Genomic DNA, 15,423 nt, shown 5'->3' with positions numbered 1-15,423 from the left:
CCTTGCAACAATCCGCCCTGGGGCGGATTGTTGCAAACACGCCGCATCGGGGAAGGGCGCGGCGGGCCGCGCTTCCCCGCCGATATCAGTCCTCCAGGCGGTTGTCCTTGGTTTCCTTGATGAACAGGGTACCGATGACCAAACTCATCACCGCGACGATGATCGGGTACCACAGTCCGTTATAAATGTTACCGGTGGCCGCCACGATGGCGAAGGCGGTGGTGGGCAGGAAGCCCCCGAACCAGCCGTTGCCGATGTGGTAGGGCAGGCTCATGGAGGTGTAGCGGATGCGGGTCGGGAACATTTCCACCAGCATGGCCGCGATCGGGCCGTAGACCATGGTGACCAGGATCACCAGCAGCGTCAGCAGCAGCACCAGCATGGGTTTGTTGACCTGGGCCGGATCGGCCTTGGCGGGGTAGCCGTGGTTGCGGATTTCCGAGGTCAGCCGGGCCTTGAGCTCGTCGCCGCGGGTCTTGAGCTCGGCCGCCGCCAGGCCCGCGCCTTCGAAGGAGTCGATCGTGGTGTCGCCCACCTTGACCTTGGCCACGGATCCCGCCGGGGCCGCCTCGTTGCTGTAGTTCACCGAGTTCGAGGCCAGGAAGGACTTGACCTGGTCGCAGGAGCTGACGAACTTGGCGGTGCCCACGGGGTTGAACTGGAACGAGCAGGTTTTGGGATCGGCCACGACCACCACCGGCGCCTTGGCCTGTGCCGCTTCCAGCGCGGGGTTGGCGTAGTGCGTGATGGCCTTGAACAGCGGGAAGTAGGCCAGGGCGGCGATCAGGCAGCCGGCCATGATGATGGGCTTGCGGCCTATCCTGTCCGACAGCGAGCCGAAGATCAGGAAGAAGGGCGTGCCGATCAGCAGGGCGAGGGCGATCAGGATGTTGGCGGTGGTGGCGTCCACCTTCAGGGTCTGGGTCAGGAAGAACAGCGAATAGAACTGCCCCGTGTACCAGACCACGGCCTGGCCGGCGGTCAGGCCCAGCAGCGCCAGCAGGACCACCTTCAGATTGCCCCACTGGCCGAAGGATTCGGTCAGCGGCGCCTTCGATCCCTTGCCCTCGGCCTTCATGCGCTGGAAGGCGGGCGACTCGTTCAGCTTGAGCCGGATCCAGACCGAAATCGCCAGCAGGAAGATGGAGACCAGGAACGGGATGCGCCATCCCCAGGAAGCGAAGGCTTCCTCGCCGGTGGCGTTGCGCACGCCCAGGATCACCAGCAGGGACAGGAACAGGCCCAGGGTGGCGGTGGTCTGGATCCAGGCGGTGTAGGCGCCGCGCTTGCCCTGCGGGGCGTGCTCGGCCACGTAGGTGGCCGCGCCGCCGTACTCGCCGCCCAGCGCCAGGCCTTGCGCCAGCCGCAGGAGGATGAGGATGACGGGCGCGGCGATGCCGATGGACGCGTACGAGGGCAGTATCCCGACGATGAAGGTCGACAGGCCCATGATCAGGATGGTGATCAGGAAGGTGTACTTGCGCCCGACCAGGTCGCCCAGCCGGCCGAACACCAGGGCCCCGAACGGCCGGACCGCGAAGCCTGCCGCGAATGCCAGGAGCGCGAAGATGAAGGCCGCCGTGTCGTTGACCCCCGAGAAGAACTGTTTGGCGATGATGGCGGCCAGCGAGCCGTAAAGATAGAAGTCGTACCACTCGAATACCGTGCCTAGCGACGAGGCGAAGATCACGCGCCGCTCTTCCTTGGTCATGGGACGCGCGGCCGGAGTCGGCGCCCCTGAACTGCTGACGGTGGTGCTCATGAAGGAATGTCTCCTGGGTGGGCCTGCTGTAAAGGAGTAATAGTTGGAACGGCAGACTGGCCCTTAGCCACGGGAGCCTCGGGCTTGAAACCAGAGTAGAAACAGTTACTGACGCGGCGCTGACAAATTGCTGACGGGGAACTGAATTTTCACGAACTGGTGATATGGCCGGGTTTCGGACGTGCCGGCGCCGCCCGAGCGTGGCGGCGGCGAGACGCCATTGGAGGGAATCAGCGGACCGGCGGGGTGTCCGGCCGCAGGTGCTCGACCAGCCAGTCGACCAGGGCGGCGACGCGGGCGACGTGCTGCCTGCGCCGCGGGACATAGGCCTTGAACCAGGTTTCCTGCAGCGGGAAATCGTCCAGCACCGTCTCCAGCGTGCCGGCTTCCAGTGCCGGGCGGGCGACGTACGCGGGGAGGGCGGCGATACCCAGTTCCGACAGAGCGGCGTCCCGCAGCGTGAGGTTGTCGTCGGCCACGAGCCGGGGCGCGATGTCCAGGCTGATGCCGCCGCGGGCGCTGCGGAATTGCCAGGCGCGGCCGGATGGCTTGAAGACGAGGCAGGCGTGTTCGGTCAGGGCCTGCGGGTGGCGGGGCCGGCCGTGGCGGGCGAGATAGCCGGGCGCGGCGCACAGCACGGTGTCCACCGGACACAGCGGGATCTCGACCACGCCTTCGTAGCTGGCCGGCCGGCCGCTGATGGCCACGTCGTAGTCCCGCTCGGCGGGGTTGGTGGAATGGTCGACCAGCGAGATCTCCATCGTGATGCCATCGTGCCGTCGCAGGAATGCATTGAAGAGCGGCCCCAGCCGGACCGTGGTCAGCGTGGTCGGCGTTGCCACCCGCAGGTGACCGACCAGCTTGGAGGCATCCCGCTCCACGCTCTGCACCAGATCCTCGAAGCTGGCCACCAGCACGCCGGCGCGGGCGTGCAGTTTCTCGCCGGCTTCGGTCAGGCGCACCGTGCGGGTGGTGCGGTCGAACAGCCGCGCGCCCACGGTGGCTTCCAGCTGGCGGATGCGCTTGGCCACGACCGAGGGCACGACGTCCATCTGCCGGGCCGCCTCGGAGAAGCCGCCGCAGGCAACGACGGTGGTGAAGGTGCGCAGTTGCGTGATGGCGTCCAATTTATTCCCGATCGAGCTTGCTGATAGCTATTTTTTGAACAAATATTCGCCATTATTCCTTAATAAAATGCCTTCGCACAATGGGCCGCAAGCGACGTCCCACCGTATCCACGAAGAGGAGACAAGACATGTCCAAACCGCCGATCGCGCGCATGCTGGCCGCTGCCGCCCTGGCCGCGGCGTCCAGCGCCGCCGTCGCCGCCGCGCCGGCCTATCCGGCCCGGCCGCTCAAGATCGTGACACCGTTCGCCGTGGGCCAGGGCCCCGACGTGCTGCTGCGCATCGTCGCCGAGAAGCTGACCGCCACGCTGGGGCAGCAGGTGATCGTCGAGAACCGGCCCGGCGCCAGCGGCTTCCTCGCCTTCGAGGCCGGCCGGCGCGCCGCGCCCGACGGCTACACGCTGGTCCACATGGACAGCTACCACGTGGGCACCCAGCCTTACCTGTTCGCCAGGCTGCCGTACGACGTGCGCAAGGATTTCGATCCGGTCACGCCGCTGGTCCGCAACTACTTCTTCGTCGTGGTGCCCGCCGCTTCGCCATGGCGGACGATGGGCGACCTGATCGCCTCGGCCAAGGCCCGGCCCGGCGGCGTTTCGTATGGATCCTGGGGTGTGGCCAGTCCGGCGCACCTGGGCGGGCTGCTGCTGGAGGCGGCCACCGGCACGAGCATGATGCACGTGCCCTACAAGGAGTCGGCCCAGCTGTTCCAGTCGGTGGCCGTGGGCGACGTGAACTGGACGCTGGGATCGCCCGTTTCGGCCGGGCCCGTGTACCAGTCCGGCAAGGTGCGCTTCCTGGCCGTCGCGGCGCCCCAGCGCCTGCCGGGCTACGCCGAGGTGCCCACCGTGGCGCAGGCCGGCGGTCCGGCCAACTTCGAGGTCGGCGGCTGGAACGGCCTGTTCGCGCCCAAGGGCACGCCCGCCGGGATCGTGCAGCGGCTGAACGAAGGCATCGCCGCCGCGCTGAAGGCGCCCGACGTGCAGGAGAAACTGGCCACCTTCACCTACGAGGCCTATGCCATGCCGCCGCGCGACATGGCGCGGCTGGTGGACGAGGAAATCGCCAAATGGGGGCCCATCATCAAGGGCGCCGGTATCCACCTGGATTGACGCCGTACGGGAGCACAGTCGTGGCAAGCAAGCACATCGAAGTCGTGGTGGCCGGCGTCCGGCCGCTGACGCCGCGCATCAAGGAATTCCTGCTGGCCTCGGCCGATGGCAGGCCGCTGCCGCGCTACGAGCCGGGGGCGCACGTGGCGCTGCACATGGTGTCGCAGGAGCGAGGTCCCATCGTCCGGCATTATTCGCTGATCGGCGGACCGGCCGGGCGGGACGATCCACGGCACGTTTATCGCATCGCCGTGCAAAAAGAGGACCGGGCGCGCGGTTCGGCCTTCATCCACGACACCTTCGCGCCGGGCACGCGCCTGCGCGTCAGCGCGCCGGTCAACGATTTTCCGCTGGACCGGCGCGATGCCTGCTCCCTGCTCATCGCCGGCGGCATAGGCGTGACGCCCATCGTGTCCATGGCGCGCAGCCTGGCCCGGCGGGGCTGTCGGTACAGCGTCGTGTACGCCGGCCGCGATCCGGGCGCCATGGCCTATCGCGACATGCTGGAAGAGGTGGCCGGCGACCGCGTCCGTTTCCACTACAGCGACGAGGCCGGCGTGCTGGACCTGCGCGGCCTGCTGGCATCGCAGCCCGACGGGACGCGCGCGTACGTGTGCGGTCCCGCCCCCTTGATCGCCGCCACCCACGACGCGGGGGCCGCGCTGGGATGGGACCCCGGCCGCGTGCGCAGCGAAGTGTTCACCGCCGGCCCCACGGGCGACGAAACGGCCTTCGAGGTCGAGCTGCGCCGCTCGGGCAGGACCGTGCGGGTCGGTCCCGACGCCAGCATCCTGGATGCGCTGCGCCTGGCCGACGTGCCCGTGCTGTGGGACTGCGCGCGCGGCGAATGCGGCCTGTGCCCGCTGCCCGTCGTCTCGGCCGACGGCCCCATCGATCATCGCGATCGCTATCTGAGCGCAGAAGAGCGTGCCGCGGGCGAGACCCTGTGCATCTGCGTGTCGCGCATCCGCGGCACGCGCCTGGTGCTGGACGCCTGACCATTCCGAGCCATTCCTGCAGGAGCGTGCCATCATGAACCGCATCGCCGATCCCATCCCCGAACTCCGGGCCGATTTCTCCTTCGAACCCGGCGGCTTCGCCGACCACGCCACGCCGCTGGTGCGCAACTGCTGGTACGTGGCGGGCCTGTCCGGCGAGATCACCCGCGAGCTGAGCAGCCGGCGCTTCCTGGGCGTGGACGTCGCCCTGTATCGCACGCAGGCCGGCGAGCCGGTGGCGGTCCGCAACCGCTGTCCGCACCGTTCCTTTCCGCTGGCCAAGGGCCGCCTGGACGGCGACGAACTGATGTGCGGCTATCACGGCATGCGCTTCGATCCGTCGGGCCGCTGCGTGAAGATGCCGGCCATGCCGCTGGTTCCCACCAATGCCCAGGTGCGCAGCTTTCCCATCGTCGAACGGGCGCCGCTGGTCTGGATCTGGATGGGCGATCCCGACCATGCCGACCCGGCCCTGATCCCGGACACGAGCTGGCTGGCCAGCCCGGCGTGGAAGAGCGTGGGCGGGGCCTTCCACATGAAGGCGGACTACGTGTCCATGCACGAGAACTTGCTGGACCAGACCCACTTCCCCTTCCTGCATCCCGGCGCCATCGGCACGCCGGAGTACGCGCGCAGCAAGCTGGACGTGCGCCAGGAAGGCGACGTGGTCATCATCGACCGCGCGCTGAAGAACTCGCCGCCGCCCGACGTCTACGGCGTGCCCACCGGCCTGACCGGCAAGCCGGTGGACCGCTATTCGGAAGCGCGTTTTGCCTCGCCCGGCCTGCACGTCGCCTTCGCCCGCATCGTCGACAACCACGATGCCGGCGGCGCGCCGCGCACCTATCGCTTCAACATCACCCACGCCTTCACGCCCGAGACCAACGGCAGCATCCACTACTGGTGGTTCAACAGCCGCGACGCCAACCTGGACGATTCCGCCGCCGATGCCTATCTGCACGAGGCGTCGTCCAAGGCCTATCTCGAGGACGTGGATGCGCTGGAATGGATACTGGACGTGGTGACGCGCGACGCCGAGCCGCAGTTCGACCTGAACTTCGCGCCCGACAAGCCGGGGCTGCTGATGCGCCGTGCGCTGCATGACATGGCGGCGCGCGAGGCCGGGCTGGACTTCTGACGGGCCGCGGCCTCAGGCCGGCGGGAAGCGCACGCTGATGCGGGTGCCGGGCATGCCGGCGGCCGTGTCCTGCGGGTTGTCGGAAATCGACAGAATGGCGTCGTGCCGCTGGGCGATCTCGCGCACGATGGCCAGGCCCAGGCCGCTGCCTTCGGCGTTGGATCCCAGGATCCGGTAGAAGCGGTCGAACACCAGTTCGCGTTCCTCGGGCGGTATGCCCGGGCCGGAGTCCTCGACGTCCAGCGTCGCGCCCGCGCCGGTCGCCGCCACGCGCACGGTCACGGTGCCGCCGCCCGGGGTGTAGCGCAGCGCGTTGTCGATCAGGTTGTTGACCAGTTCGGCCAGCAGCAGGGCATTGCCGGCCACCGGAACCGGCGTCTCCGGGCCTTCCAGGCCCAGGTCTATCCCGCGTTCCATCGCCTCGTGCACCCAGTTCTGCGTCTGGTCGCTGGCGATGGCCAGCAGGTCGACGCGGGCGGAGACGTCCACGGGGCTGCCCTTGTCCTCGGCGCGTGCCAGCGCCAGCAACTGGTTCACCAGGCGCGTGGCCCGTTCGGCGCCCGAGATCAGATGCCGCAGGCTGGCCTCCATGTCTTCCGGGCTGGCGTTGCGCAGCGCCAGCTCGGCCTGCGTGCGTATGCCGGCAAGCGGCGTCTTCAACTGGTGCGCCGCGTCGGCGACGAAGCGCTTCTGCGCGTCGACATTGTCCGACAGGCGCTGCAGCAGCTCGTTCATCGCGCCGACCAGCGGCGCGATCTCCTGCGGCACCTCGCGATCATCGATGGGCGACAGGTCGTCCGGCCGCCGCGCGCGCAGCCGCGCCTGCAGCCGGCCCAGCGGGGCGATGCCGCGCGACAGGCCGAACCACACCAGCACCACGGCCAGCGGCAGCACGACGAATTGCGGCAGCACCACGCCCTTGATGATTTCGTTGGCCAGCTGCGAGCGCTTCTCCAGCGTCTCGGCCACCTGCACCAGTGCCGGTTGCGCGCCCGGGATCGTGGGCAGCGATACCCAGGTGTAGGCCACGCGCACCGCGAAGCCGCGCATCACGTCGTCGCGATACTGGACAATGCTGGGCAGGGGGCGCTCGAGCGACGGCAGCGGCAGTTCCCGGTCGCCGCCCAGGTATTCGCCGCGGCTGCCCAGGACGAGGTAGAACACGCTGTCGGTCTCGTCGGCGCGCAGCATCTCGCGCGCCGAGACCGGCAGTTGCAGCCGGGCCCGGCCGTTGACGTCCTTGATCTGCTGGGCCAGGGCCAGCACGTTGTTGGCCAGGCTGCGGTCGTAGGGCGCGACCGAGATGGACTGCGCGACCACGTAGGTGATGGCGACGCTGACGGGCCACAGCAGGAACAGCGGGACCAGCATCCAGTCCAGGATCTCGCCGAACAGCGAGCGCGCCGGCCGTTCGACGGCGGGGATGGGCTGCGGCCCCTGGCGGTCGTCGTCCATGCTCCCCAAGCCGGGTCAGGCCGCGCCGTGCTGGGCGCCGGGCTCGCGTTCCAGGCAGTATCCCAGCCCGCGCACGGTGGCGATCTTGACGCCGCCCGATTCCAGCTTCTTGCGCAGCCGGTGCACGTAGACCTCGATGGCGTTGGTGCTGACTTCCTCGCCCCATTCGCACAGATGGTCCACCAACTGCTTCTTGCTGACCATGCGGCCGCTGCGCGACAGCAGGACTTCCAGCAGGCTGACTTCGCGCGCGGACAGCTCGACGATCTGCTCGTCGATGGTCACCACCCGGCCGACCTGGTCGAAGGCCAGGCGGCCGTGACGCAGCACCGCCGGGCCGCCGCCCGCGCCGCGCCGCGTCAGCGCGCGGACGCGGGCCTCGAGCTCGGACAGCGCGAAGGGCTTGGCCATGTAGTCGTCGGCGCCCAGGTCCAGTCCCTTGACGCGCTGCTCCACGCTGTCGGCGGCGGTCAGGATCAGGACCGGCATGTGCGAGTTGCGCGACCGCAGCCGGCGCAGGACCTCGGTGCCCGACAGCCGGGGCAGGCCGATGTCCAGGATCAGCAGGTCGAAGGGTTGCGCCGCCAGCGCGGAGTCCGCCTCGAGTCCGTCGTGGACGGCATCGACGGCGTAGCCGTTCTGGCGCAGGGAGCGGGACAGGCCGTCGGCAAGGATGTTGTCGTCTTCGGCGATGAGGATGCGCATGGGGGAATTGTAGCTTCGGGGTAATGCATCGAGGTGCCCCGACGCATTGTCCCCCAGGCGCGCGTCCCCGTCACTAGCGCTATTCGATCTGATACATCCCCGTGCGGCGCGTCGCGTCGGCCCAGTAGGCGGTTTCCTTGTCCACGAAGCTGCCGAATTCCTGGGGCGTCATGGGCGCGACGGCCTCCAGGCCGAGCTGGGGCAGCTTGGCCACGATCTCGGGGGTCTGCAGCACCGCCCGTACGTCGGCGACGATGCGGGTCATGGTGGCGGGGGGCGTGGCCTTGGGCGCGAACATGCCGTACCAGGCGCGTCCCGGCAGGCCGGTCAGGCCGGCGCTGCTGGCCAGCGGCACGTCCGGCATGAGGGTGGAGGGCGTGTCGCTGCTGGTGATGGCGATGGCCCGGACCCGGCCCGATTTCACCTGGGGCATGGCGCTGGGCAGGGCGTCGATCATCAGCTTGATCGAACCGCCGATCAGGTCCGTGAACGCCGGCGGACTGCCCTTGTAGGGCACGTGCACGAGATCCACGCCCGCCAGTTGCTTGAAGACTTCCATGCTGAGGTGGCTGGTGGATCCCGTGCCGGGCGATCCGTAACTGAACTTGCCGGGATTGGCCTTCAACTGGGCGATGACCTCGCGCAGCGTGGTGGCGGGGAACTGCGCGTTCACCACCATGAGCATGTCGGTGGCGGCAAGCAGCGCGACGGGCTGGAAGTCGCGCCCTACGTCGTAGGGCAGGTGCTTGTACAGATTGGGATTGATCACGACCGGGGAGTTGGAGGTGACCAGCAGCGTGTACCCGTCGCCCTCGGCCCGCGCCACTTCCTGCAGCGCGATGGAGCCGTTGGCGCCGGCGCGGTTCTCCACCACCACCGGCTGCCCCCACTTCTGCGCCAGCTTGTCGCCGATGGCGCGGGCGAGGATGTCCGAGCCCTGTCCGGGCGGGAAGGGGATGATCACGCGCACCCGCTTGCTGGGGAACGCCTGGTCGGCAAGGGCGGGTTGGCTGGCCAGGCCCACGGCCAGGCAGAGCAGCGAAAGCAGTTTGTTCATGGGAAGGGTCTCCTCGCGAATGGTGCCATTGGTGTGGCTTTTCTGTTTCCGGATTTTGATATATTGTTATAACAAACTCAAGATGTCCTTTTCCAACATCGTCCGGGGAGCTTCATGTCGCTACTTCACGGGTTCCGCATTCTTGCCGTCGAGCAGTACGGCGCGGCGCCTTTCGGCACCCAGTTGCTGGCCGCGCTGGGGGCCGAGATCATCAAGGTCGAGCAGGCCGCGCAAGGGGGCGACGTATCGCGGCTGGTCGGGCCGCATTTCCTCGCGAACCTGCCCGACAGCGCGCAAAGCCTGTTCTTCCAGAGCCTGAACCAGGGCAAGAAAAGCATCACGCTGAACCTCGCCCATCCCGAGGGCCGGGCGGTGTTCCGCAAGCTGGCGGCCACGGCGCACGGCGTGGTCGACAACCTGCGCGGCGACGTCGCGGGCAAGCTGGGCCTGACCTACGAAGACTTGAAGGACGTCAATCCGGCCGTGGTCTGCGCCCACATATCGGCCTATGGCCGCACCGGCGAACGCGCGGCCTGGCCGGGCTACGACTACCTGATGCAGGCCGAGGCGGGCTATTTTTCGCTGACCGGCGAACCGGACACCGCGCCGTCGCGCATGGGGCTGTCGCTGGTCGACTACATGACCGGCGTGATGATGTCGGTGGGGCTGCTCAGCGGCATGCTGGAGGCCGCGCGCAGCGGCAAGGGATGCGACGTCGACACCAGCCTGTACGACGTCGCGCTGTTCAACCTCAATTACGTGGCGGCGTGGTACCTGAACGGCGCCGCCGAGACCGACCGCCAGCCCCGGTCCGGCCACCCCTCGCTCACGCCGTGCCAGCTCTACCGCACCGGCGACGGCTGGATCTACCTGATGTGCAACAAGGAAAAATTCTGGCGCAACCTGTGCGAGCGGATCGGGCGGCCGGAATGGATCGCGGATGCGCGCTTCGTCGACTTCGGCGCCCGGGGTCGGCATCGCGAGGAACTGACCCGCCTGCTGGACGAGGCGCTGTCCGCCCGCACCACGGCCGAGTGGATGCAGCACTTCGCCGGCACGGTGCCGGCCGCGCCCGTATGGTCCGTGGGGCAGGCGCTGGATGCGCCCCTGGCCCAGGCCGACGGCAGGGTCCGCCGCGTCGACCTGGCCGGCGGCGGCGCGCTGCGGGTGCTGGACAGTCCGCTGCGCACGTCGCGGCCGGCGGCGGCTGTCGGACCCGCGCCGGCCATGGGCGCCGATACCCGCGAGCTGCTGGCCGGCATCGGGATCGACGAAGAGGAGCAAGGTAGACTAAGGACCCTTGGTGTTCTCTGACGTGTCGCCTCATGTTCCAGCGCAGTGCCGGTTCGCAGTACAAGCTGTTGGCCCAGACCTTGATCCGGCGGATCCGCGACGGCGAATATCCACCCGGCAGCCTGCTGCCCACCGAGAACGAACTGGGGCAGCAGTTCAACGTCAGCCGCATCACCGTGCGCGGAGCCTTGCGCGAACTGGAAGTGCAGGGACTGGTCAGCCGCCGGCCCGGCATCGGGACCCGCGTGGAATCGGCGCAGCCCTCGGGCAATTTCGTGCACGTGGGCAACACGGTGGACGACATCCTGCGCTTCACCCGCGGTTTTCGCTTCCATACCCTGAACATCCGCGAGGTCGACGGCGACGAGGGCTCGGCCCGCGCGCTGCGGCTGCCCGCCGGCCAGCGCTTCATCCGGGTGACCGGCCTGCGCCAGGCCGAGGGCGCGCCGCCGGTCGTCTACAGCGAACACCACATCCCGCCGCTGTACGCCGACGCGCTCGAGCAACTGGATGGCTATCGGGCCTCCGTGGCCGAATGGCTGGCCGAACGGCGTGGCGACCGGGTGTGCGAAATCCGCCAGGAAATCGATGCCGTCCGGCTGACCCGGGCGCAGGCCGAGTTGCTGCAGACCCGCTTCAGCACGCCGACCTTGCGCACGCGCACCTGGTACTACGGCACCAAGAAAGACCTGATCGTCGCCTCGGTGGGACTCTTCCCCGAAGGGCGGCACCTGTTCAGCACCGTGATGCGGCGAGAGCCGATCGGCTGATCCGATCGCGCGGGCCGCGACCTTGTCCCGGAGAGCCCGTGTGACCCACCCCGTCGTTCCTTCCACCTTCCTGTTCTGTCCCGGCAACCGGCCCGACCGCTACGACAAGGCGCTGCGCGGCGGCGCGCCGGGCGTCATCATCGACCTCGAGGACGCCGTGCCGGCGGCCGACAAGGCCGCCGCCCGGCGCGACGCGCTGGCCTGGCTGGCGGCGCTGCCCGTGGCCGGCCCGGGGGCGCCCGCGGTGGCGCTGCGGGTGTCTTCCCCGCAGACCCCCGCGGGTCTGGAGGACCTTTACGCGCTGGCCCACGCGGGCGCCTTGCCCGCCCTGGATCTCGTGGCCGTTCCCAAGGCCGAAGATGCCTCCGAACTGCGCATGGTCCACACGCACGCGGCCGCGGCCAACCCTGCGCTGCGGCTGATGGCGCTGGTGGAGTCGGCGCGGGGCGTGCGCCGCGCGGCCGACATCGCGCATGCCGGGCCGTGGCTGGCGGCGATGGCCTTCGGCGCCGCGGACTTCAGTGTCGAGACCGGCGCGGACAACGCCTGGGACGCGCTGGCCTACGTGCGCGGGCGCCTGCTGTTCGAGACCGCCGGCAGCGGCGTGCCCATGCTGGACGTGCCGCATATCGCCATCGACGACGACGCCGGCCTGCGCGTCGATTGCGAACGGGCGCGCGCCATGGGCTTCTCCGGCAAGCTCGCCATCCATCCGCGCCAGTGGCCCATCATCGTGCAGGCCTTCGCGCCCGATCCACGCCGGCTGGCGTGGGCCGGCGAGGTGGCCGCCGCCTACGAACGCGCCGGCCGCCGCGCCTGCGCCGTGGGGGCCACCATGGTGGACGAGCCCGTCTATCAGAGCGCCCTGCGCATCCTGCGGCGTGCCGCCGCCCCGAACCCCTCCGCCGTTGGAGACCATCATGCATAGTTCCTACTACCACCTGGGCGACGGCCTGTATGCCGAACGCTTCGGCCTGGGCTTCGAGCACCTGTCGGCCGGACAGCGTTTCGTCCATCGGCCGGGCATCACGTTCTCGCAGCAGGACAACGTGGCCGAGGCCCTGGATTCCATCAATGCCGCCATGGTCCACTACGACGACTGCTACGCCGGGCTGACGGACTGGAAGCGGCCCCTGATGGTCAGCACGCTGACCCTGCAGCGGCTGATCGGCATGACGTCCAAGACCTTCGGCCGTCGCCGCCGCATCGTGTCCATGTCCAGCATCGCGCTGACCCGGCCCATGTTCGGCGGCGATACCCTGTATGTCGAAACCGAAGTGCTGGCCACCGAGCCGGTGGACGCGCACCTGGGCCGCGCCAGCCTGCTCACGCGCGGCTACAACCAGCGCGGCGAGCAGGTGGCCGAACTGCGCTACGTGGCCGAGCTATGGCACGGCGCGGCGGGGCCCGATGTGGTCGCGGGCGCCTCGGCGGCGGACGAGGCGCGCTTCCTGTCGCATGCCGCGCGCGAGGACGGCGCCTGGGTCGAGCAGACAGGCCTTTTCTTCGAGGACCTGCGGCAGGGGGAAACCTTCGTCCACAGCCCGCGCAAGACCCTGCTGGCCGAGGAAGCCACGCTGCACGCGCTGCGCGCCATGGAGTGGCAGCCGCAAAGCCACGACCATGCCTTTGCGCAGGCGCTGGGGCTGCCCGCGCCGGTCGTGCCGCAGACCTGGGGGATAGGCGTGGCCGTGGCGCTGTCCACGCGCACCTTCGGCCGGGTCACCGTCAACCTGGGATGGACCGACGTGGAGTTCGGCGCCGACCTGATGCCGGGGGACACGCTCGAGGCGCGTTCCACGGTCGAGGGCACGCGCCTGTCCGGTTCGCGGCCCGACCAGGGCGTGGTGACGGTGCTGACCGAGGCGCGCAACCAGCGGGGGGAGATGATCAACCGCTACCGCCGCGCGCTGATGGTGTACAGGCGGGGGGCCAATCCTTATGCCAGGGCGGGGTACTGAACGGGGGCAGGCGCTCCTGTTTCGAAATTTCCGTTGTTAATTTGGCCTGGGAGCTTGCAGTCCCATACTGTTTTTTTATACAGTATCGGGCAGTGCCATAATTCGCCCATCAACCCAAGGATCCCAGAATGGACGACACCAAAGCTTCCAAGGCCGCAGCCGCTGCCCAGAACGAAAAGACCAAGGCCCTGGCCGCCGCGCTGTCCCAGATCGAAAAGCAGTTCGGCAAGGGCTCGGTCATGCGCTATGGCGACAACGAGGTCGAGCACGACATCCAGGTCGTCTCCACCGGTTCGCTCGGCCTGGACATCGCCCTGGGCGTCGGCGGCCTGCCGCGCGGCCGGGTCATCGAGATCTACGGCCCGGAATCGTCCGGCAAGACCACGCTCACGCTGCAGGTCGTCGCCGAAATGCAGAAACTGGGGGGCGCCTGCGCCTTCATCGACGCCGAGCACGCGCTCGACGTCCAGTACGCCTCCAAGCTGGGCGTGAACCTGACCGACCTGCTGATCTCGCAGCCCGACACCGGCGAACAGGCCCTGGAAATCACCGACGCGCTGGTGCGCTCGGGCGCGGTCGACCTGATCGTCATCGACTCGGTCGCGGCGCTGGTGCCCAAGGCCGAAATCGAAGGCGAGATGGGCGATTCGCTGCCCGGCCTGCAGGCCCGCCTGATGAGCCAGGCGCTGCGCAAGCTGACCGCCTCGATCAAGCGCACCAATTGCATGGTCATCTTCATCAACCAGATCCGGATGAAGATCGGCGTCATGTTCGGCAACCCCGAAACCACCACCGGCGGCAACGCGCTGAAGTTCTACGCCTCGGTCCGCCTCGACATCCGCCGCACCGGCTCCATCAAGAAGGGCGACGAGGTCATCGGCAACGAGACCCGGGTCAAGGTCGTCAAGAACAAGGTGTCGCCGCCGTTCAAGAGCGCGGAGTTCGACATCATGTACGGCGCCGGCATCTCGCGCGAAGGCGAGATCCTGGACCTGGGCGTGCAGGCAGGCATCGTCGAGAAGTCCGGTTCGTGGTTCAGCTATAACGGCGAGCGCATCGGCCAGGGCAAGGACAATGCCCGCGAGTTCCTGAAGGAGCGCGTGGAAATGGCCATCGAGATCGAGAACCGCGTGCGCGACAGCCTGGGCGTGGCCGCCAGGGTCGCCGGCGCCGGCAAAGTGACCGAAGCCGAGCTTGAGGACGAGTGACGACGGCAAGCCCGCCTCCGGCCCTTCGTTGAAGGCCCGGGCGGTGGGCTATCTGTCCCGGCGCGAACACAGCCGCCTGGAACTGGGCCGCAAGCTTGCCCGTTTCGGGGAAGAGGACGAGGTTCGCGCCGTGCTCGACAGCCTGGAGAAGGAAGGCTGGCTGTCCACCCAGCGCTACGCGCAGAGCGTGGTGCATCGGCTGGCGGCCAAGCAGGGCACCCTGCGCATCATGCATGAGCTGCGCCAGCATGGCGTGGCGGATGCGCAGATCGCCGAACTGCGGGACACGCTCGAAACCACCGAACTGGCCCGGGCGCGCGAGGTGTGGCGCAAGCGCTTCGGCACGCTGCCCGCCGATGCCAGCCAGCGCGCCAAGCAGGTGCGTTTCCTGATGTCACGGGGCTTCGGCCAGTCCACCATCAGGCAGGTGTTGCGAGGCGTCGATCTCGACGACCTGGATCAAGATTAGGACCTAGGCCGCTTTCCCGAACCCCCGTACACTTTCCGCATCCGTTTTCGCCGCGAGGCCGCTATGCGTGCATTGTTCCTGGCCCTGTGCCTGAGCGTGTCCAGCCTGTGGGCCTGCGCCCAGTCCGCTCCCCAGGCGGGCGACGTGATCACGCTGGAAGGGCGTCTCGTGCTCAAGGGCAACGAGCCTTTCGTCGTCGCCGTGCTCGAATCGGGCGAGCGGCAATGGGACCTGCGCGGCCTGACCTGGCAGCAGATGCAGGACCTGCAATCCCGCACCGTCACGGTCACCGGCACGGTGGCCCGTTCCGCCAGCGAGGCTGGTGGCGGGATGCCCGCCCAGTTGCAGGTGCAGTCCATCCGCTAGTC

At 68.6% G+C, this 15,423-nt stretch carries 15 protein-coding genes; 10 read left to right on the top strand and 5 right to left on the bottom strand.

Features of this window, described 5'->3' with window-relative positions:
* Positions 1-85: 85 nt before the first annotated feature.
* Entirely contained in the window at positions 86-1,762 is a 1,677-nt protein-coding gene (locus EGT29_RS20300; RefSeq protein WP_124690670.1) for an MFS transporter, read from the bottom strand.
* 230 nt (positions 1,763-1,992) lie between these two features.
* Entirely contained in the window at positions 1,993-2,889 is an 897-nt protein-coding gene (locus EGT29_RS20295) for a LysR family transcriptional regulator (RefSeq protein WP_124690669.1), read from the bottom strand.
* A 128-nt stretch (positions 2,890-3,017) separates the two neighbouring features.
* On the opposite strand from EGT29_RS20295, the gene EGT29_RS20290 reads away from it, so the two are divergent.
* From EGT29_RS20290 to EGT29_RS20280, 3 genes are read left to right on the top strand one after another with little or no spacing between them, the layout of a single operon-like run.
* Positions 3,018-4,001: a tripartite tricarboxylate transporter substrate binding protein gene (locus EGT29_RS20290; RefSeq protein WP_161567892.1), complete on the top strand. Its 984-nt coding sequence runs from the start codon at positions 3,018-3,020 to the stop codon at positions 3,999-4,001.
* 20 nt (positions 4,002-4,021) lie between these two features.
* The gene (locus tag EGT29_RS20285; protein WP_238160139.1) at positions 4,022-4,999 is read left to right on the top strand and encodes a PDR/VanB family oxidoreductase; all 978 of its coding nucleotides are present in this window, start codon (positions 4,022-4,024) and stop codon (positions 4,997-4,999) included.
* A 34-nt stretch (positions 5,000-5,033) separates the two neighbouring features.
* The gene (locus tag EGT29_RS20280; RefSeq protein ID WP_124690666.1) at positions 5,034-6,137 is read left to right on the top strand and encodes an aromatic ring-hydroxylating dioxygenase subunit alpha; all 1,104 of its coding nucleotides are present in this window, start codon (positions 5,034-5,036) and stop codon (positions 6,135-6,137) included.
* Positions 6,138-6,149: 12 nt separating this feature from the next.
* Here the strand turns inward: EGT29_RS20280 and EGT29_RS20275 are convergent, their stop codons facing one another.
* The 3 genes from EGT29_RS20275 to EGT29_RS20265 form a co-directional block, all read right to left on the bottom strand.
* A complete protein-coding gene (locus tag EGT29_RS20275) occupies positions 6,150-7,592 on the bottom strand; it encodes a sensor histidine kinase (RefSeq protein WP_238160137.1) in 1,443 nt (480 codons plus the stop codon).
* A 15-nt stretch (positions 7,593-7,607) separates the two neighbouring features.
* Positions 7,608-8,297, bottom strand: coding sequence for a response regulator transcription factor (locus EGT29_RS20270; protein ID WP_124690665.1), 690 nt, complete (start codon positions 8,295-8,297; stop codon positions 7,608-7,610).
* A gap of 79 nt (positions 8,298-8,376) precedes the next feature.
* Complete coding sequence (locus EGT29_RS20265; RefSeq protein WP_124690664.1) at positions 8,377-9,354, bottom strand: tripartite tricarboxylate transporter substrate binding protein; 978 nt, start codon at positions 9,352-9,354, stop codon at positions 8,377-8,379.
* A gap of 114 nt (positions 9,355-9,468) precedes the next feature.
* Here EGT29_RS20265 and EGT29_RS20260 point away from each other — a divergent pair, with 114 nt between their 5' ends.
* From EGT29_RS20260 to EGT29_RS20230, 7 genes are all read left to right on the top strand, one after another.
* On the top strand, positions 9,469-10,668 hold the full coding sequence (locus tag EGT29_RS20260) for a CaiB/BaiF CoA-transferase family protein (RefSeq protein WP_124690663.1): 1,200 nt from the start codon (positions 9,469-9,471) through the stop codon (positions 10,666-10,668).
* Positions 10,669-10,679: 11 nt separating this feature from the next.
* Positions 10,680-11,417: a GntR family transcriptional regulator gene (locus EGT29_RS20255; protein ID WP_124690662.1), complete on the top strand. Its 738-nt coding sequence runs from the start codon at positions 10,680-10,682 to the stop codon at positions 11,415-11,417.
* A 40-nt stretch (positions 11,418-11,457) separates the two neighbouring features.
* Complete coding sequence (locus tag EGT29_RS20250; RefSeq protein WP_161567891.1) at positions 11,458-12,345, top strand: CoA ester lyase; 888 nt, start codon at positions 11,458-11,460, stop codon at positions 12,343-12,345.
* Complete coding sequence (locus tag EGT29_RS20245; protein WP_124690660.1) at positions 12,338-13,378, top strand: MaoC/PaaZ C-terminal domain-containing protein; 1,041 nt, start codon at positions 12,338-12,340, stop codon at positions 13,376-13,378. The genes EGT29_RS20250 and EGT29_RS20245 overlap by 8 nt, the downstream gene beginning before the upstream one ends.
* Positions 13,379-13,506: 128 nt before the next feature.
* A complete protein-coding gene (recA, locus tag EGT29_RS20240; RefSeq protein ID WP_124690659.1) occupies positions 13,507-14,586 on the top strand; it encodes a recombinase RecA in 1,080 nt (359 codons plus the stop codon).
* Positions 14,573-15,055, top strand: coding sequence for a recombination regulator RecX (gene recX, locus EGT29_RS20235; RefSeq protein ID WP_124690658.1), 483 nt, complete (start codon positions 14,573-14,575; stop codon positions 15,053-15,055). Before recA ends, recX begins: the two co-directional genes overlap by 14 nt.
* Before the next feature lie 63 nt (positions 15,056-15,118).
* Complete coding sequence (locus tag EGT29_RS20230; protein ID WP_124690657.1) at positions 15,119-15,421, top strand: hypothetical protein; 303 nt, start codon at positions 15,119-15,121, stop codon at positions 15,419-15,421.
* Positions 15,422-15,423: the final 2 nt, after the last annotated feature.

Origin of the sequence: Pigmentiphaga sp. H8, from assembly GCF_003854895.1 — a bacterium.
In the GTDB taxonomy this organism is placed as follows: Bacteria; Pseudomonadota; Gammaproteobacteria; order Burkholderiales; family Burkholderiaceae_B; genus Pigmentiphaga.
The sequence above is the reverse complement of the archived record's forward strand: the minus strand, read 5'-3'. Positions and strand labels throughout refer to the sequence as shown.